Origin of the sequence: Synechocystis sp. PCC 6803 substr. PCC-P (assembly GCF_000284455.1) — a bacterium.
GTDB lineage: Bacteria > Cyanobacteriota > Cyanobacteriia > Cyanobacteriales > Microcystaceae > Synechocystis.
Genome location: NC_017039.1, coordinates 1,674,703 through 1,691,651, shown reverse-complemented (window position 1 = coordinate 1,691,651; position 16,949 = coordinate 1,674,703). Strand labels below are relative to the sequence as shown.

Annotated in this window: 18 protein-coding genes and 2 pseudogenes; 10 read left to right on the top strand and 10 right to left on the bottom strand. The window is 46.5% G+C overall.

Features of this window, described 5'->3' with window-relative positions; all coding sequences use genetic code 11:
* Positions 1 to 70: 70 nt before the first annotated feature.
* Both SYNPCCP_RS08005 and rsmI read left to right on the top strand, forming a co-directional pair.
* Complete coding sequence (locus tag SYNPCCP_RS08005) at positions 71 to 292, top strand: hypothetical protein (protein WP_041425978.1); 222 nt, start codon at positions 71 to 73, stop codon at positions 290 to 292.
* Entirely contained in the window at positions 292 to 1,131 is an 840-nt protein-coding gene (gene rsmI / locus SYNPCCP_RS08000; protein WP_010872738.1) for a 16S rRNA (cytidine(1402)-2'-O)-methyltransferase, read from the top strand. Before SYNPCCP_RS08005 ends, rsmI begins: the two co-directional genes overlap by 1 nt.
* Before the next feature lie 50 nt (positions 1,132 to 1,181).
* Here rsmI and SYNPCCP_RS07995 read toward each other — a convergent pair whose 3' ends face one another.
* From SYNPCCP_RS07995 to tsaD, 4 genes are all read right to left on the bottom strand, one after another.
* Positions 1,182 to 1,580 (bottom strand): DUF4351 domain-containing protein, encoded by a 399-nt coding sequence (locus SYNPCCP_RS07995; RefSeq protein ID WP_020861775.1) that lies wholly within the window; start codon positions 1,578 to 1,580, stop codon positions 1,182 to 1,184.
* Between the two features lie 109 nt (positions 1,581 to 1,689).
* A complete protein-coding gene (locus SYNPCCP_RS07990; RefSeq protein ID WP_014407106.1) occupies positions 1,690 to 2,619 on the bottom strand; it encodes a UDP-glucuronic acid decarboxylase family protein in 930 nt (309 codons plus the stop codon).
* 134 nt (positions 2,620 to 2,753) lie between these two features.
* On the bottom strand, positions 2,754 to 3,311 hold the full coding sequence (gene rimM / locus SYNPCCP_RS07985; RefSeq protein ID WP_010872735.1) for a ribosome maturation factor RimM: 558 nt from the start codon (positions 3,309 to 3,311) through the stop codon (positions 2,754 to 2,756).
* A 53-nt stretch (positions 3,312 to 3,364) separates the two neighbouring features.
* Positions 3,365 to 4,411, bottom strand: a complete 1,047-nt coding sequence (tsaD, locus tag SYNPCCP_RS07980; protein ID WP_010872734.1) for a tRNA (adenosine(37)-N6)-threonylcarbamoyltransferase complex transferase subunit TsaD — start codon at positions 4,409 to 4,411, stop codon at positions 3,365 to 3,367.
* 159 nt (positions 4,412 to 4,570) lie between these two features.
* Here tsaD and SYNPCCP_RS07975 point away from each other — a divergent pair, with 159 nt between their 5' ends.
* Together SYNPCCP_RS07975 and psaJ are read left to right on the top strand one after the other, a co-directional pair.
* Positions 4,571 to 5,068, top strand: coding sequence for a photosystem I reaction center subunit III (locus tag SYNPCCP_RS07975; protein WP_010872733.1), 498 nt, complete (start codon positions 4,571 to 4,573; stop codon positions 5,066 to 5,068).
* Positions 5,069 to 5,175: 107 nt separating this feature from the next.
* Positions 5,176 to 5,298, top strand: a complete 123-nt coding sequence (gene psaJ / locus SYNPCCP_RS07970) for a photosystem I reaction center subunit IX (RefSeq protein ID WP_010872732.1) — start codon at positions 5,176 to 5,178, stop codon at positions 5,296 to 5,298.
* A 107-nt stretch (positions 5,299 to 5,405) separates the two neighbouring features.
* Here psaJ and SYNPCCP_RS07965 read toward each other — a convergent pair whose 3' ends face one another.
* The 3 genes from SYNPCCP_RS07965 to SYNPCCP_RS07955 all read right to left on the bottom strand — a co-directional run bounded on the left by SYNPCCP_RS07965 (position 5,406) and on the right by SYNPCCP_RS07955 (position 8,127).
* Positions 5,406 to 6,725: an FAD-binding oxidoreductase gene (locus tag SYNPCCP_RS07965; RefSeq protein WP_010872731.1), complete on the bottom strand. Its 1,320-nt coding sequence runs from the start codon at positions 6,723 to 6,725 to the stop codon at positions 5,406 to 5,408.
* A gap of 26 nt (positions 6,726 to 6,751) precedes the next feature.
* The gene (gene dacB, locus SYNPCCP_RS07960) at positions 6,752 to 7,663 is read right to left on the bottom strand and encodes a D-alanyl-D-alanine carboxypeptidase/D-alanyl-D-alanine-endopeptidase (RefSeq protein WP_223211369.1); all 912 of its coding nucleotides are present in this window, start codon (positions 7,661 to 7,663) and stop codon (positions 6,752 to 6,754) included.
* Between the two features lie 269 nt (positions 7,664 to 7,932).
* Positions 7,933 to 8,127, bottom strand: a complete 195-nt coding sequence (locus SYNPCCP_RS07955; RefSeq protein WP_010872729.1) for a hypothetical protein — start codon at positions 8,125 to 8,127, stop codon at positions 7,933 to 7,935.
* A 236-nt stretch (positions 8,128 to 8,363) separates the two neighbouring features.
* On the opposite strand from SYNPCCP_RS07955, the gene SYNPCCP_RS07950 reads away from it, so the two are divergent.
* Both SYNPCCP_RS07950 and SYNPCCP_RS07945 read left to right on the top strand, forming a co-directional pair.
* Positions 8,364 to 9,041: a uracil-DNA glycosylase family protein gene (locus SYNPCCP_RS07950; protein WP_010872728.1), complete on the top strand. Its 678-nt coding sequence runs from the start codon at positions 8,364 to 8,366 to the stop codon at positions 9,039 to 9,041.
* Positions 9,042 to 9,094: 53 nt separating this feature from the next.
* The gene (locus SYNPCCP_RS07945; protein WP_010872727.1) at positions 9,095 to 9,754 is read left to right on the top strand and encodes an SDR family oxidoreductase; all 660 of its coding nucleotides are present in this window, start codon (positions 9,095 to 9,097) and stop codon (positions 9,752 to 9,754) included.
* 232 nt (positions 9,755 to 9,986) lie between these two features.
* On the opposite strand, the pseudogene SYNPCCP_RS17860 reads toward SYNPCCP_RS07945, so the two are convergent.
* Together SYNPCCP_RS17860 and SYNPCCP_RS07940 are read right to left on the bottom strand one after the other, a co-directional pair.
* Positions 9,987 to 10,152 (bottom strand): annotated as a pseudogene (locus SYNPCCP_RS17860) (IS1 family transposase); the annotation flags it as partial.
* A 337-nt stretch (positions 10,153 to 10,489) separates the two neighbouring features.
* Positions 10,490 to 11,962 (bottom strand): phosphoglucosamine mutase, encoded by a 1,473-nt coding sequence (locus SYNPCCP_RS07940; protein ID WP_010872725.1) that lies wholly within the window; start codon positions 11,960 to 11,962, stop codon positions 10,490 to 10,492.
* 382 nt (positions 11,963 to 12,344) lie between these two features.
* Between SYNPCCP_RS07940 and SYNPCCP_RS07935 the strand changes: the two genes are divergently transcribed.
* Entirely contained in the window at positions 12,345 to 12,623 is a 279-nt protein-coding gene (locus tag SYNPCCP_RS07935; protein ID WP_020861773.1) for a hypothetical protein, read from the top strand.
* Positions 12,624 to 12,688: 65 nt separating this feature from the next.
* Here the strand turns inward: SYNPCCP_RS07935 and SYNPCCP_RS17120 are convergent.
* A pseudogene (locus tag SYNPCCP_RS17120) lies at positions 12,689 to 13,264 on the bottom strand (transposase); the annotation flags it as partial.
* A 794-nt stretch (positions 13,265 to 14,058) separates the two neighbouring features.
* On the opposite strand from SYNPCCP_RS17120, the gene hoxE reads away from it, so the two are divergent.
* The 3 genes from hoxE (at position 14,059) to SYNPCCP_RS07915 (ending at position 16,937) form a co-directional block, all read left to right on the top strand.
* On the top strand, positions 14,059 to 14,580 hold the full coding sequence (hoxE, locus tag SYNPCCP_RS07925) for a bidirectional hydrogenase complex protein HoxE (RefSeq protein WP_010872723.1): 522 nt from the start codon (positions 14,059 to 14,061) through the stop codon (positions 14,578 to 14,580).
* A 76-nt stretch (positions 14,581 to 14,656) separates the two neighbouring features.
* Complete coding sequence (gene hoxF, locus SYNPCCP_RS07920) at positions 14,657 to 16,258, top strand: bidirectional NAD-reducing hydrogenase diaphorase subunit HoxF (protein ID WP_010872722.1); 1,602 nt, start codon at positions 14,657 to 14,659, stop codon at positions 16,256 to 16,258.
* A gap of 40 nt (positions 16,259 to 16,298) precedes the next feature.
* Complete coding sequence (locus tag SYNPCCP_RS07915) at positions 16,299 to 16,937, top strand: Uma2 family endonuclease (protein WP_010872721.1); 639 nt, start codon at positions 16,299 to 16,301, stop codon at positions 16,935 to 16,937.
* Positions 16,938 to 16,949 lie beyond the last annotated feature (12 nt).

Below are 16,949 nucleotides of genomic sequence, written 5' to 3'. Positions count from 1 at the left end.
TTGCGAGGGAAAATAGTTTCTACAATGGCATTATTGCTAGTTTTCTTTCAAGACTTTGACTCCTATGGCCATGGATAAGGATACGAAATTTGCCCTCTTGGTAATGGGAATCCCCCTGCTAGGCGTGCTCTATTGCGCCTTCATTTTGGCGGTGATGCTTTCCTCGGAAACCGCCAGACAACATCCCATTATTACCGGCACTATTTTTGTCTTAGCTCCTTCCCTCATTTCCGGCACCATCTGGTTAAGGGCTTCCTTTAAAGCTAGAAAAGAAGAAAACTTGGGGCTTTAATGGGCATTCTTTATTTGGTGGCCACTCCCATTGGCAATTTAGGGGATATGACTCCTCGGGCAGTGGAAACATTGCAAACGGTGGATCTGATTGCGGCGGAAGATACCAGACATACGGGGAAATTACTACAACATTTCCAAATCACTACGCCCCAAATTAGTTACCATGACCACAATCGCCATGGCCGTACCCAGGAGCTATTGGCCAAATTACAAGCGGGGCAAAATATTGCTTTGGTGAGTGATGCGGGCACTCCCGGTATTTCCGATCCAGGACAGGAGTTGGTGGCGGCCTGCGGAGAAGCAAATATTGAAGTGATACCTATTCCTGGGGCAACGGCTTTAATTGCGGCTTTAATTAGTTCTGGTTTAGCCACTGACCGCTTTGTGTTTGAAGGTTTTCTCTCTACCAAAAACCGGCCTCGACAGCAATTGTTGCAAAGTCTGGCCCAGGAAGAGCGAACCATTATTCTCTACGAAGCGCCCCACCGTTTATTGGCCACGTTGACCGATTTACAGACCTTTTTGGGCCAAGAACGCAGCTTAACCGTAGCTAGAGAACTAACTAAATACCATGAGCAATTTTGGCGGGGCACTCTCCAAACGGCGATCGCCTACTTTACGGAAAATACACCGAAAGGAGAATTTTGCTTAGTCATTGCCGGGGCTACACCGGAGGACAGGCCCAGCTTCTCTGAAGAAAATCTACGGGACGAATTGAGAAGTTTAATGGCTAAAGGGTTAACTCGCTCCCAGGCTAGTCGGCAATTGGCAGAAGAAACTAAACTGCCCCGTCGGCAACTTTATCAACTCAGTTTGGAATTGGAAGCCGATGGTTGAAACCTGATTCTTTGGGAACATTCATGGCAACATCCACCTCTGGAAATTCACTAAATTTTTCGCTCAGGTGTTTCAGATTGGGCCGCTAGCCATTGTTCTAATTCTGCGAAATCAGAGCAGTCCAACAGCACTTCTCCCAACTGTTCCAATTGAGGCACTGTGAGAATGTCAATCCTCGACAAATTAACTGCATTCAACTCTCCAAAACGATGTCTAATTTGTTTGAGTAGCAGAGATTTTTGTCCACGTTCGATGCCCTGTTCAATGCCCTGAAGCATCCAACTGGTTGTTAACTGCATAACGTCCTCCTGTTCCAGGGGGGAAAATTCAGCGATAGCTTCTTTAAAAATTGTCTCTTCCGCTTGGTTAAGGGTGAGATAGGTGTCCACAAAGCCAGAGATTAATTGCATTCTAGCCGGATCTAGCTTGAGGGTTACCAATAGTCGCAAACATTCAGCCTTAACTTTGACGCGGTCGGGGGGAGCAATCTGAACTTTTGCTAAAGGAACTCTGCAAAAAAAATTGTCAAAAGTTCCTTAAAGAGGCGGTCGTGATTAATCATCCTTCGTGGCGAGATTTGAAATCTTCGATAGTCATTGCCAAACCTTGATCTAGGGGAATGGTCGGTTGCCAGTCTAAATAAGTTTTCGCCAACGTAATATCCGGTTGCCGCTGTTTGGGATCATCCTCCGGTAAGGGTTGATAAATTAACTCTGCATCGGGGTTAATGGCATTCTGGATTTTTTCTGCCAGTTGCAATATGGTATATTCCCCCGGATTACCCAAATTAACCGGCCCGACGTAATCCCCATTCATGAGGCGCATTAGGCCTTCCACTAAGTCGGATACGTAACAAAAACTGCGGGTTTGGGAGCCGTCGCCAAACACAGTGAGGGGTTTACCCTGTAGCGCCTGCACAATAAAGTTACTCACCACCCGACCATCGTTTTCCAACATACGTGGTCCATAGGTATTGAATATCCGCGCTACTCTGATATCAACCTTGTGCTCTCGGTAATACTCAAAAGCCAGGGTTTCCGCTACCCGTTTTCCTTCGTCGTAACAGGCTCTTGGACCAATTGTATTAACATTGCCCCGGTAGCTTTCCGGTTGGGGATGAACATCGGGATCGCCATACACTTCCGAGGTGGATGCCAACAAAAACCTTGCTCCGACCCGCTTAGCCAAACCCAACATGTATAAAGTGCCCATCACATTAGTTTTGATGGTTTTGACGGGATTGAACTGATAATGGACGGGGGAAGCGGGGCAGGCTAAATGGTAAACCTGGTCGACTTCCAAGCGAATGGGCTCGGTAACGTCATGGCGGATGAGCTCAAAATTGGGATTATCTAACCATTGGACGATGTTGCGTTTGGTGCCGGTGTAAAAGTTATCGAGGCATAGAACCTCGTGGCCCTGGGCCATCAAGCGATCAATAAGATGGGAACCGATAAATCCTGCTCCCCCGGTAACCAAAATCCGCATTGTTTCCCCGCTTTGTTCAAATGGCATCAGTTTAGCATTTGGCAAATGGCTGGGCATCAGTGCAATTCACTTTGTTTACCCCTGAGAAAATAAGGTACGGTTGCCAGTTAACTGGTATGAAGGAACACAGCCGATCAATCCAGTAGCCCTGGAATGGTTTTAATTTCCAGCCGTTGCTCCGCTAGTTCTACCGTGGGCACAATGGCTTCAACAAAGGGGACGAGCACTTCTTTGTCTGGGTTTTTATCCAAAGTTATCCCCAATAGGTCATTGCCAGCACTGTAAAAATCCGTCACTATCCCTAGGCGATCGCCATTGTCATGGTCGTAAACAATCAACCCCAGTAAATCAGTGACGTGGAATTCCCCCGGCTCCAACGGTAGGCGATCGGTGGCGGGGACTAATAGTTGGTAATTGACTAAAGCTTCCGCTTGATTACGGTCGGTAATTTCAGTAAAACGCAGAATATAAAGGTTTTTGCCAGGAATTTGTTTGCCCTTTTTTAGCGTTAGGGGTTGGGGCGTTTCCTGGGGGGTTTTTCTAATCCACCGTTGACCCTTAGTCAAAAATCTAGCTGGGAAGTCTGATGCTGAAAGAACCCGCACTTCCCCCTGAATACCCTGAGCCGCAACAATGGTACCGATTTCCAGCCAATTTTCTGTTTTCTGTTGTTCTGTCATGGGTTCTGCCATATTTTTTCAATCAATTTGCCCCACTAATTTTTCAGCTTTTCAGTAAAGTCAAGTTAATTGCGCTCATACAACTGGCTGACTTGTTCCACCGAGAGGCGAGACTGGACACCTAAAGTTAAAGGGGAGCGATCGCCGTTTTGGAAATGGTCAGCGGCGGCACAGGCAATCATAGCGGCATTGTCGGTGCAAAACTTTAGGGGCGGAAAAAAGACTTGCAATTGATGTTCTTGGGCGGCGGTTTGGAGATGATAGCGTAAACGACTATTGGCGGCCACCCCTCCCCCGACGGTAATGGTGGTTAAGCCATGGTCTAGGACACACTGAATGGTCTTTTTGGTCAAAGAACGGGCCACCGTATCTTGGAAACTGGCCGCTAAATCATCCACAGGCAAGGGAGCTGAACTCTGTTTAAGTTCCTGAGTGAGGCGTAACATGGCCGTTTTTAAACCACTAAAGCTGGAATCGTAGGGATGATATCCTCCTTGGGGCAAGGAAATTTTTCCTTCTGGTAATTTAAACGTCCCTGGATCGCCCTGTTTAGCCGCCCGGTCAATGGCAGGGCCCCCTGGGTAACCTAAATCCAGCAAACGAGCTACCTTATCAAAGGCTTCCCCGGCCGCATCGTCCCTGGTGGTGCCCAATTGTCGGTAATCCCCACAACCTTTAACGTGGATCAAACTGGTGTGGCCACCGGAAACTAGCAAACACAAAAATGGTGGTTGCAAATCCGGTTGACTCAGATAGCTGGCGTAGATATGACCTTCCAGATGATGCACCCCTAAAAAAGGTTTTTGATGCACCATGGCTAGGGTTTTAGCCGCCGTCACCCCCACCATCAACGCCCCTGCCAACCCCGGAGCCACGGTCACGGCGATCGCCTCAATTTCTGGCCAACCCAAACCACTTGCTTGCAAAGCTTGGTCGAGACAGGTATTAATTAAAAGTAAATGCTGGCGAGAGGCCACTTCCGGTACTACCCCGCCGAAAATTTGATGGGTTTGTATTTGGGAAGAAACCACATTACTGCAAACGTTACGATTATTTACAATTGCCACCGCAGTTTCATCACAACTTGTTTCAATTGCTAAAATGATTGCCATTCTCTGCTAGTTTGAGTTTGATCCAAAAGACGACGGTTTATTAGCCCAGTCTTTCCTATTATCGGCTAACGATCCCCGGATCACGGTAACAGGTTGCGAATCTTGCTTATTTATTTAGCCGCCTTTTTAGTCTTTTGTTTAACCAAGGAAACGATTCTTATGAAACATTTGTTGGCGTTGCTCCTAGCCTTTACACTCTGGTTTAATTTCGCTCCCTCAGCTTCGGCGGACGATTTTGCCAATTTGACCCCCTGTAGCGAAAACCCCGCTTACTTGGCCAAGTCTAAAAACTTCCTCAATACCACCAACGATCCCAACTCCGGTAAAATTCGGGCGGAACGTTATGCCTCTGCCCTCTGTGGCCCCGAAGGTTATCCCCACCTGATTGTGGACGGTCGTTTCACCCACGCTGGTGACTTTTTGATTCCTAGCATTTTGTTCCTGTACATTGCTGGTTGGATCGGCTGGGTTGGTCGTTCTTACCTGATTGAAATTCGGGAAAGCAAAAATCCTGAAATGCAGGAAGTGGTTATTAATGTCCCCCTAGCGATCAAAAAAATGTTGGGTGGTTTCCTTTGGCCCTTGGCCGCCGTTGGTGAATACACCTCCGGCAAACTGGTGATGAAGGATTCAGAAATCCCCACTTCCCCCCGCTAATTAGTTGGGCATTGACTGGGAACTATTGATGTTATTGCTTAATATCTAACTCCCTTCAATTTCGACATTATTTTTGTTTACCTTTGTCAATTTTGGAGACTCAATTTATGGACGGTTTGAAATCCTTTTTGTCAACTGCTCCGGTCATGATCATGGCTTTGTTGACTTTCACCGCTGGTATTTTGATCGAGTTTAATCGTTTTTATCCCGATCTTCTTTTCCACCCCTAGTTTTGTTTGGCGAATAAATTCTTCTCACTATTTTTTGGTGAGATAAAAGATTGGTTGGGATTTGTAATTGAGATCCTAGCCAATTTTTTTTGGTAAAAATAACTGGATTAATCGGTTAATTTACCTGGGTTGAGCAAATTAAGGGGATCTACCTGGCGTTTAAAAATTAATTGGGATTCTGGCAGAGGTTGTACCGACCCTCCGGCTAAACTATAGGTGTGGGGATTGGCGATTCTGGCCCCTAGATTTTGGTGGGCGGCCATGATTTCTTCCAGGCGATCACCGTTGATAAATTTAACCAAAGGAAAACCAGCTAGGCACATTTGCCCTTGAATGCGCATTATTTCGATGTGGAACATAATCTCATCCTTAAATAGTTTTGCCAAGGCGAGAATTTGCTCTACATCTCGATAGAAAAATACTTGAAGATAGGTCAAACTAGGATCCACGGCCCTAGCCAAAAGAGTGGTGTGGTTCCAATTAAATTCAATCAAATTAATTTTTTTCCCTGGGCTTTGGGGATCTTGCTCAAAGATAATTTCCCCTTTACTTGCCTTGGCCAACTGCGTAAAAGCTAGCCAATCCAACTCAGAAACAATCACCATTACCCAGTGAGCTCCGGGTTGATAATAACTTTTTAAACTGCTGAAATATTGCGGAATCGGATCGGCTTGAATGGAAATTTCCTTACTAACAATGCCGTCTTGATGGGCCAAATTTTGGGCAAAGGCGATCGCCGAAGATAAATTCGTAAAACTGACGATGGCTTCCCGCCAAGGTAGGGCTGGAGTAAGGGGCAAAGTAATTTCAGTAATAATGCCGTTGGTGCCATAGCCATGGATGACTGGTTGGGCCGCCTCGCCGGACAGAATCAGCCGTTGGGGTTCCGCTTCCATGGTCAACACCGTGAGGCTCTGGACGTTGCCCGGGTCGAATAAGGTGCCATAGTTCACTGCCCCCATGCCAGTACTGCCACCGCTGACAAAACCCCCCACGGTAGCTGTTTGATAGGTGGAAGGTAACAGGCGCAGCTCCCAGCCCATTTGTTTAGCTTGTTGTTCCAGCTTGCCTAACTTTACCCCCGGCTCCACCACGGCCCGACCCGGTTCCAGGCTAATGATCCTTTGCATGGGGGATAAATCCAACACAATGCCTCCCTCCAGGGGAACACATTGGCCGTAATTGCCGGTGCCAGCCCCCCGCACTGTGAGGGGAATTTGATTGGCCACACAGCAACGGATCACCGCGATTGCCTCTGGTTCTGATCGGGCTAGGACGACTAAATCCGCCTGTTTGCCCTCCAACTGCGCCATCAAAATGGGGCTGAAATGGGCGTAATCGGTGGATAGCTTTTTTCTTTGCTGGGGATCTTGGATTACTTCCAAGCCCTGGGTAGTTAATGAAGCCGCAATGGCTGACCAATCCATTTTTATAATTCCTTGCTAAGTCTGGATTAGTCGCAGGCACCCATGTTATTGATTTGCACCACCAACTGGTCAATGGCCCGCACCAGGTTATCCCCAGAGCGACTCCAATCGTTGGCCAAAATGCTAAAAACAACGGTGCCGTGGGCGGGAGTGTTGGCATAACCAGACAGGGCCCTTACCCCCCGCAGGGTGCCAGTTTTTGCAAAGACGTTATTTTGAGCCGTGGTAGCTTTCATCCGTCGGGCTAGGGTGCCATCCTGACCGGCGATCGGCATGGAAGAAACGAACAAACTACTATTGCTACTGCGATACATTGCCTGGAGGGTGTCTACTAGGGAACGGGGCGTAGCCGCATTATTGCGGGACAAACCAGAGCCGTCGGCTACGCGAAAACCCTGGGGGTTAACTCCCAATTCCGCCACAGCCGCCTTAACAGCCCCAGGGCCTCCCACCGTGTTGAGCAGCAATTCTGCATAGCTGTTGTTGGAGCGTTTATTTGTGGTCATCACCCAATTACGTAGGGGCTGGGAACGCACTGTGGCATTGGGACCCAGCCTTTGTAGGGCCGCCGCTGTGGTAAAAATTTTGGCGTTGGAAGCGGGGATAAAAAATTTGTTTTCGTTATGGCTATAGAGCACCTGGCGATCATCAAGCCTTTCCACTAATACCCCCCAATTGGGCATGGCCTTGGCCCCCACAATTCGTTGCACAATGGGTTGGAAAGTTGCTGGACAGGCCCCCTGGTAAATGGGAGAACCAATGTTGCCAAATCCCCCAGTGGGCATTTCCACTTCGATGGGAACCGACTGCCTACCCTGAAAATAGTCAACGCTGGCAAAGGTTTCGGGCTGATTTGCTAAAGCTGGAGTGGTACTTAGCAAGGCGGCACTGGTGGCCAATACACCGACTTTTAACCAGGGGGAACACTTCTTACTCATGGGCTTCCAATAAAGTTCAGAACCGCGAACCATGGGGGAGCAAATTTCGTCAGCTTCAACACAGTGTTTAACTAACGGCGATCGCCCGTCCCATCTCTAGGTTTGGGCTTTTTGTGACGCACCATTTTTGATGCAGCAAAGTCAGGATTATACCACTATTGCCGACAACCATTGGCAAGCCACCAGGGAAACCACTGTTCAGGACGGGGGGAAATTTCCTTGGGCTGGCTCTATCAGGGAAAATATAAAAAGTAATGTCGGTGAACTTCCTAGCAGCGCTGACGGGAGATAATTTTTTCTACCATGGCCTGGCTTTCATGCACGAGGCTATGACATGGCCCTGGGGTTTGGGTTAGGGTGGGGACCAGGTTACGGGCTTGGAGCGTCATGTGCAGTTGCAGTTCCGCCACGTAATCACTGATGGCTTCTTGGGGCTGGGAAACGTCTACCTGGGTAGCTGACACTGTCCTTTTTCCTCCTTGAGCAATACTGTTGACTGAAAAATAATCGGCAAGTGCTGAATTGAGGGACTTGTGGCCCCTATAAAAACTACCATGGCATTAACGGAGACGCACACTTCTGCAACAGTCTTTAACATTTATCTGTCTGTGACCCTAGGATATTTTTCCTTGGGCGAGGCCATGGATCTCCTAGTTTTTCCTACCGATTTTTTTGCCAATCAGTTATCTCAGTTTCTTCCATGTCAGAGCTTCAAACCCTGATCCGCACTATTCGCCAAGAAGCAGAACGGGAACCATTTCCCCTAGACTCTCCCATTTATGAGCAGGCCGGCAAAGATGCCCTAGATCCAATTTTATTTGGGGGTAACCTCGGTAGTCAGCTCTGTTTTTTTGGCAGGGATTTAGGGGCGGATGAGGTGCGCCAAGGACAACCCTTAATCGGAGCGGCAGGGCGGCTAGTGAGGAAGGGGTTTTTTGAAGCTTGGCAGGGTCGGGTTCCCAGGGGACAAGATGATTTACAAACGGTCTGTCAAAGGATTTTGCTTACTAATACGGTGCCCTATAAACCCCCGGAAAATAAGGCTTATTCTGTCAAAGTTAAGGAAAGGTTTCGCCCTTTTGTGGAGCAATTGTTAGTGTTCCATTGGCAAGGGAAACAAATTATCACCCTGGGAACGGAAGCTTTTAAATGGTTTGCTCCCTATGCCCCCAAGGGCCAGTTGGATGAATTCTTCCAAGGGGGGGATAGGTACGAATGCTCATTAGATGTTTTGATCAAAGCGAAAACGGCGGCAGGCAAAGGTAGTCAAAAAATTGTTAGATTAATGCCTTTACCTCACCCTTCACCGTTGAATAAGCGTTACTACGGACAGTTTCCGACAATGTTGCAACGGCGCTTAACGGAAATTGCTTTCTAGTTCCAGACTTAAAATATTTATCACCTTTACTTCAAAATTAATTGAATTTAACCATGAAAGTTTTAGTTATCGGCGCCACCGGAGAAACAGGCAAACGAGTTGTCAATACCTTAACCGATCGCCAAATTGCAGTGCGGGCTTTGGTGCGGAACTACGACAGCGCTAAGGCGGTGTTACCCCCAGGAACAGAGATTATGGTAGGAGACCTGCTGGAACCAGAAACCATCAAGGCGGCGATCGCCGGTTGCACAGTGGTGATTAATGCGGCCGGGGCCAGACCCAGTGCGGACTTAACCGGGCCTTTCAAAGTGGATTATCTAGGCACTCGCAACCTGGTGGATATAGCCAAAGCCAATGGCATTGAACAATTAGTGTTGGTGTCTTCCCTTTGTGTGTCTAACCTCTTCCATCCCCTCAATCTGTTTGGCTTAATTCTGGTCTGGAAACAATGGGGCGAAAATTATCTGCGTCAGAGTGGTGTCCCCTACACCATTGTGCGGCCAGGGGGCTTGAAAAATGAGGACAATGATAACGCCATCGTCATGGCCGGGGCAGATACGTTATTTGATGGTAGTATTCCCCGGCAAAAAGTAGCAGAAGCTTGTGTGGAATCTCTCTTTAGCCCCAGTGCTAAAAATAAAATTGTTGAAATTGTCAGTAAACCGGATATTCCCGTGCAGTCCTTTGACGAATTATTTGCGATGGTGAGGTAATCACAATTTTCAAAATTCTCCCTTGCTGTCCCCAAGTCAACGTCTATCGACTGAGGTTGGGGTTGATCAGTTTGATAAAAGGGGTTAATCAGTTTGATAAAAATAGAAATCTGAATGAATTATTTCAACAAAAAGGGAGCCAAACTATTATCAGCTTTCAGGCAATTTTCAAAGGAACAAAGATCAATCAGGCAAAAAATAGCTAAGAGTTTCAATAAAGTAATGAGAGGCGCTAGTTGCGTAGTAGTTCTATGCTACCATTGACCTCGGTTTGGCAAATATTGCCACGGTGATATCAACCATGTGGAATGACTTGGAGACAACTTGCGTGCGGCCATGACATCTGGCAAACCGATTATCCGAGTTGTTTCTCTCTATAAAACAGTGGAAATTTTGGAACAACTAGATACTTTGTCGGGAGAAGATGTACTGCCAAATTTTCTGCTTTCCTTAACTCGCATCTCGCCTTAACTGCATTGCAGAGCAATATTTTCAACTTAACCATTGCTTAATGGAGAGAACCGTGCTAAGCTTCCAACCCTATGCACTACGCCATCCCCAAAACCTACGCTGAACTAGATGCCCTGCGCCGTTTCCCCGCTAACGAGGAATTAGTGGCGGTGGCGATCGCCGGGGTTATCAACTGGGCCCGGGCCCATGACCAATCTTTGGATGACGTGGTTCAGGAAATTCTGGCGGAGGATGGTTTATTGGATTACGTCCAAAGGGACCGCCTCAGTGAGATGATTGTGCAGGCTTGGCAGGCGTTACCCCATTTGCCCAATCCTTTGCCCAGTGGAGCACCGTCTGTACCCGGGAACTGGTGGGAGCCTCGCAGTAAAGCCGCAGTAAAGGTTCCGTCCCACTAAAGCGAATTAGCAACCAACCGCCACCGGCCATACGGAATTTGTAGCCGTCGGTGGTCAATAAATCTGTCACTTGTTCTCCGGCGATCGCCGTTAGGGGATTTTCATTTAGGGTTTGTACCAACGCAGTGCGGACATCCATGCTGGCCAAGGGTAAATCAATGCGGTCATACTCACTGACAAAGCAGACTTTTTCCTGGAGTCGACCATACTGTTCACTAATATCCTGTTGGGACTGTACCACTGTTTCCAACACATATAGGGCGGATAACAACGCATCCCGTTCAGGAATGTGACCCCCATAGCCAATGCCACCGGATTCTTCCCCACCAATCAAGACTGGACTGGTTAACATTCGATCAGCAATATACTTATAACCGATCGCCGTTTCCGTGAGGGGAATGCCGTAAAGCTCTGCCAACTTGGGAATTAGGTCGGAGCCACTAACGGTTTTAACAATTTCTCCCTGGAGGCCTTTTTGGGTAGCTAAGTGGTAAATCAAAATGGGAATTAAACCCTGGGAACTGAGAAAATTACCCTGGCCGTCTACTGCGGCAATCCGATCGGCATCGCCATCAAAAATCAAACCCACCCGTAACTCTGGCCCACCAGCTTTGGCCGCCGTTTGCAGCGCTGCTAATAATTTAGGAACGTATTTGGGCAAAGGTTCAGGGGAAGCACCGCCAAACAAGGGATCTCGATCGCCGTTAATTTCATCAATGGGACAACCTAGTAACCGCTCCAAGCCACTGGCGGCTGCGCCATGCATCACATCGGCAAATACCCGGAGTTTTCCCTGTTGAACTGCTTCTCGAATGGGTTGAACATTTACTTTTGCCTGCAAGCCTTGGCAGTAACTAGGCCAGGGATCAAAATATTGCAAACTACCTCCCGCTTGGGGCTGGGGTAAGGAATTTTGCAATTGGGCTTCTATTTTTTCTGTAACGTCACTGCCCACGGAACCACCGAACGCTCCTTTAACTTTTAAACCCAAATAATTGGCGGGATTATGGCTGGCTGTTAACACCAATGCGCCCAGGGCATTTTCGTGATGGGCCGCCCAACTAAAGGCCGGGGTAGGAGCATAACTTTCACTCAACCAGACTTCAAAACCCAATTCCTGGACTGTCTGGGCCACCAACAGGGCAAATTGTTCCGCCATAAAACGGCGATCGTATCCCACAATTAAGCGATGTTCCCGACCACTACTACCAAATTCTGCCGCCAACACCTGGGCCGCCGCCGCCGCCACCAACACCACCCGCTCAAAGGTAAATTCTGCTGCAATTACCCCCCGCCAACCATCGGTACCAAATTTAATCGGAGCAGGAGTGTAAACCATGACAGACCTAGTTTTTGTGGATTAGTGGATTGTTGGTGGAGCAGTCAACCGTGGTTATTTTACCCCAAGCTCTGCGTGTGCTCAGAATTACATAGTTTAGGTTTCAGACTATTATTGCCAATTTGCAAATAATAATTCTCGTTCATTAAATTTTAAAAAAATTTGTCCATTTTAAAAATTTAGTCTAGTCTTAAGGTAGTGAGGATTAAATATAAAATTTCGGTCACAGGTAACAATTAATGCCTAAGTATGCCGATATTTATCCTAGCAAAGAGTAAAATAAAATAAACAAAAAATAACCCCAATGTGGCTCATCTTTAAAACATGCCAGTTCTATTTCATTAGGGACATATGTTATTAGTGTGGTTTTAGCGAAGAGAGAGTGAAAGACCAGAAAACAAATTTGAAACCAAAAAATAAAATCGATATTTTTCCGTCTATAGAATCTTTGCCCACAGTTGTTCTTTTTTCTTTGTTTGGTCTTGTCTTCTTTCTTGCAACAAATCTACGACAATCATCTGAAAATATACAGAATGCACGAGAAAATATCAAATCCGAGAAAATGTACCAAGATTATTTAGAGGAAGAAAGAAGACTACATGAAGGTACTTTAGCAATGCAACGGTTAGAATCCCAAATGGAACTAAGAGCTAGTTTCTGAAGTAAAAATTAAAAAGTAATACGAGAAGGCATTATACGGATGAGGGCACCATAAATCATTGCTTAACTTATTTCGGTATAAAGTTCGTAATCCTTGCTTAATCGCCGATAGCGATTTAACCAACCAAAAGTACGCTCTATCACCCAACACTCGGCTAAAAGTTCAAATTCCTTAGATGAACGCTTAACGACCTCAATTACGATATGCCGTTTACGTCCTTTAATTTTCTTGCCACCATCAAAGTCATATACCTCCCCCTTTTTTCCGTTGTTTTAACGGATTGGGAGTCCACCATTGCCACAGTAGAGTTGGGAGTTCTTCCTATCTTTTTTCTCACCTCTTTACGTAATCCATCATGAACTTGTTGCCAAATTCCCTTCCTTTGCCACTTGTGAAAATATTTATATACTGTCTGATGGGGGAGGGAAATCATAGGGGAACATCTCCCATTGACATCCTGTGCGCTGTAAATAAAAGATGGCATTGATAATTTATTTCTCGTAGGTCTAACTCTCTAGGATGCCCAAATCCTTTTGGTGCTGGGCTGGTGACTTGGGCTCAATTACCTTCCACTCCTCATCACTCGTGTCACTAGCATATGGCTTGCCCTGAGGATTCAATACCTTCGGCGAACTACTCATCGACAATACTCAACTTTTATCCTCTCACCATAAAAAATAGATTTCTCCTATCCTCTTTTCTTTATATTTTCTTTTCTTTATATTTTCCCTAGAAATCACTTCCAAACAACACCCAGAACCTAGTAACTAGTTCGACTTACCCTCCTTTCTTCGAGCATGACCGGAGCTGCAAATACCTAATACAAGGTCAGTGCCTATCTCCCATGGCTAGCAATTGGGGTTGCGACTATTTTCGGTTTGGGTGTTGTCCGTCATCTGAGCGATGAACTGAGAAACAAACGAGACAGATTTAGAAAGAAACAGCTCGGTTTTACCTCTCTTGTTAAACTAGGGTTTTCGGACGGAAGTGGCTGTTTTTATCTGCCAGTGAAGCCCTTCGGCTCCATGTATTCAATGTACAAAATCCCACCAACAATGGCAAGCAATATTTAACTTTATTCACTAAAGGGAAGTAATCGATATTAATTTAGTTACGAAATATTAACAAAATCTAGTGCAATTTATTTGAACTATTTTTGTTGCTTAAAACAACTTTTTCGTTGTCTAAATTATCCCGATTAAGTAATCGACATTGAAGAAAGCTAAAGATTTGCTCACTTTTTAAAAGTTGATGTAACAATGAAGGCAACCAACTAGAGATTCCATTCGTTATTGTGGGCAAGATTGTGGAGGCACACAAATTCTTTCCCGACTAAGGGTGAAAATCAGGCTAACTTTCGCAATCAAATTTACCTGGTTTAGGCTCTCCCAATCATCTTTTATCTGCTGTATTGCTCCTTTTTGAGGATTTTTCCATGACCGTTGCCACCGATCGCCAAACTGTGCCCCCATCTGCGGCCCATCCTAGTGGAGACAAGCGTTTTAAGGTGTTAGACGCCACCATGAAGCGCAACCAATTTAATCAGGATGCCCTCATTGAAATCCTGCATAAAGCCCAGGAAATTTTTGGCTACCTGGAAGAGGATGTTCTGCTCTACGTAGCCCGGGGGCTTAAATTACCCCTCAGCCGGGTGTTTGGAGTGGCGACTTTTTACCATCTTTTTTCCCTTAAACCCAGTGGGAAACATACCTGTGTGGTCTGCTTGGGAACGGCTTGCTACGTTAAAGGGGCGGGGGATTTGCTGAAAACCCTAGATCAGGAAGTCCATCTGAAACCGGGGGAAACGACAGAGGATGGACAAATGTCCTTGGTGACGGCCCGTTGCATTGGAGCCTGTGGCATTGCCCCAGCCGTGGTCTATGACGGCAAAGTGTTGGGCAAGCAGAATGACGAAGCGGTATTGGCGGCGATACAACCTTGGTTAAGTAACAGTTAACGGATATTAAGTATCAGGTGATTGCTTGATCTTTTCTAGTTGATTTTTTGATTTGTTGTTATTGAGCTTAAACCCCATGGACATTAAAGAATTAAAGGAAATTGCCACCAAAAGCCGTGAGAAACAAACAAAAATTCGCATTCGTTGTTGTAGTGCTGCCGGTTGTCTTTCTTCTGAAGGGGAGACGGTGAAAAAAAATCTCACCACGGCGATCGCCGCAGCAGGATTGGAAGAAAAAGTGGAAGTCTGTGGGGTAGGCTGTATGAAGTTTTGTGGCCGGGGCCCCCTAGTGGCGGTGGATGACCGGAATCAACTCTACGAATTTGTTACCCCAGACCAGGTGGGGGATATTGTCAAAAAATTGCAGAAACCCGATGCAGTTGCAGAAACAGGCTTAATCAGTGGTGATCCCCACCATCCCTTCTACGCCCTGCAAAGGAATATTGCTTTGGAAAATTCAGGCCGGATTGATCCCGAATCCATTGATGAATACATCGCCCTAGGGGGCTACGAACAGCTTCATAAGGTTGTCTATGAAATGACCCCAGAGGAAGTGATCGTGGAAATGAACAAAAGTGGTCTGCGGGGTCGGGGTGGGGGCGGTTATCCCACCGGCTTGAAATGGGCCACAGTGGCCAAAATGCCCGGCCAGCAAAAATATGTCATCTGCAATGCTGACGAAGGCGATCCCGGTGCTTTCATGGACCGCAGTGTGTTGGAAAGTGATCCCCATCGCATCCTCGAAGGTATGGCGATCGCCGCCTATGCAGTGGGGGCTAACCATGGTTACATTTATGTGCGGGCGGAATACCCCCTAGCTATCCAACGACTGCAAAAAGCGATCCAACAGGCTAAACGTTATGGCCTGATGGGCACCCAAATTTTTGACTCTCCCATTGATTTCAAGATTGATATACGAGTAGGAGCCGGTGCCTTTGTCTGCGGTGAAGAAACAGCATTAATTGCCTCAGTGGAAGGAAAACGGGGAACGCCCCGACCAAGACCACCCTATCCAGCCCAATCGGGTTTGTGGCAAAGTCCCACCCTGATTAACAATGTGGAAACCTACGCCAACGTTGTACCCATCATTCGGGAAGGGGGAGATTGGTATGGCTCCATTGGTACGGAAAAAAGTAAAGGCACCAAGGTTTTTGCCCTCACAGGAAAAGTGGAAAACGCTGGTCTGATTGAAGTGCCCATGGGAACCACCGTGCGACAAGTGGTGGAGGAAATGGGGGGCGGTGTACCCAATGGTGGCCAAGTCAAAGCAGTGCAAACTGGGGGCCCTTCCGGAGGCTGTATCCCCGCCGATAAATTGGATACTCCCATCGAATATGACACCCTATTAGCCCTGGGCACCATGATGGGTTCCGGGGGCATGATTGTCATGGATGAAAGCACCAATATGGTGGACGTGGCCCAGTTTTATATGGATTTTTGCAAATCGGAATCCTGTGGCAAATGTATTCCCTGCCGAGCGGGCACAGTGCAACTTTATGACCTTTTAACCCGCTTTTTAGAAGGGGAAGCTACCCAAGAAGACTTGATCAAACTAGAAAATCTTTGCCATATGGTTAAGGAAACTAGCCTTTGTGGATTGGGGATGAGTGCGCCTAATCCGGTAATAAGTACCCTGCGCTATTTTCGTCATGAATATGAAGAATTACTCAAAGTCTAGTTCGGTAATTTATCCACTCAGTTAACTTTTCTGAAACACCATGAATGTTTTAACTGCTCCCATCAAAAGTGACACTTGGACTGAGGCCACCTGGGAAGAATTTATCCAAGCCACTGAAAATCCCGATTATGACAAAGCAAAGTTCTACTACTATCAAAACCAGTTGAGAATTGAAATGTCTCCCGTTGGTAACGATCATTCAAGAGACCATTACCTAATTAGTAACGCTATTAGTCTGTATGCAATTTTTAAGAAAATTCCGCTCAACGGAAATGATACCTGTAGTTATCGTAAACCCGGTCATTGGGAGGTACAACCTGATATTTCTTGCCATGTGGGGGATAATGCTATGGCTATCCCCTCTGGAACAGGTATTGTCAATTTAAATGATTATCCTCCCCCAGATTTAGTTATCGAAATTGCCAATACTTCCTTAGCTGATGATCAAGGAAAAAAACGGCTACTTTATGAAGAGTTAGGCGTTAAAGAATATTGGATTGTGGATGTGAAGGCCACTAAAATCATGGGGTTTAAAATGGAAAACCAAGGGAGCTACCAAATTCGAGAATCTTTAGTTTTACCTGGATTAAATTTAGCTGTTTTGGAAGAGGCGTTGCAAAAAACACGCCAAACGAATCATGGAGAAGTCATGCGTTGGCTACTTCAACAATTTAGTTAATTCATTTTCAAA

Coding starts and splice junctions, on each gene's coding strand:
- SYNPCCP_RS08005 (WP_041425978.1), top strand. CDS start 71: ATGGATAAGGATACGAAATTTGCCCTCTTGGTAATGGGAATCCCCCTG.
- rsmI (WP_010872738.1), top strand. CDS start 292: ATGGGCATTCTTTATTTGGTGGCCACTCCCATTGGCAATTTAGGGGAT.
- SYNPCCP_RS07990 (WP_014407106.1), bottom strand. CDS start 2,619: ATGCGGATTTTGGTTACCGGGGGAGCAGGATTTATCGGTTCCCATCTT.
- rimM (WP_010872735.1), bottom strand. CDS start 3,311: ATGGCAGAACCCATGACAGAACAACAGAAAACAGAAAATTGGCTGGAA.
- tsaD (WP_010872734.1), bottom strand. CDS start 4,411: ATGGCAATCATTTTAGCAATTGAAACAAGTTGTGATGAAACTGCGGTG.
- SYNPCCP_RS07975 (WP_010872733.1), top strand. CDS start 4,571: ATGAAACATTTGTTGGCGTTGCTCCTAGCCTTTACACTCTGGTTTAAT.
- psaJ (WP_010872732.1), top strand. CDS start 5,176: ATGGACGGTTTGAAATCCTTTTTGTCAACTGCTCCGGTCATGATCATG.
- SYNPCCP_RS07965 (WP_010872731.1), bottom strand. CDS start 6,725: ATGGATTGGTCAGCCATTGCGGCTTCATTAACTACCCAGGGCTTGGAA.
- dacB (WP_223211369.1), bottom strand. CDS start 7,663: ATGAGTAAGAAGTGTTCCCCCTGGTTAAAAGTCGGTGTATTGGCCACC.
- SYNPCCP_RS07950 (WP_010872728.1), top strand. CDS start 8,364: ATGTCAGAGCTTCAAACCCTGATCCGCACTATTCGCCAAGAAGCAGAA.
- SYNPCCP_RS07945 (WP_010872727.1), top strand. CDS start 9,095: ATGAAAGTTTTAGTTATCGGCGCCACCGGAGAAACAGGCAAACGAGTT.
- SYNPCCP_RS07940 (WP_010872725.1), bottom strand. CDS start 11,962: ATGGTTTACACTCCTGCTCCGATTAAATTTGGTACCGATGGTTGGCGG.
- hoxE (WP_010872723.1), top strand. CDS start 14,059: ATGACCGTTGCCACCGATCGCCAAACTGTGCCCCCATCTGCGGCCCAT.
- hoxF (WP_010872722.1), top strand. CDS start 14,657: ATGGACATTAAAGAATTAAAGGAAATTGCCACCAAAAGCCGTGAGAAA.
- SYNPCCP_RS07915 (WP_010872721.1), top strand. CDS start 16,299: ATGAATGTTTTAACTGCTCCCATCAAAAGTGACACTTGGACTGAGGCC.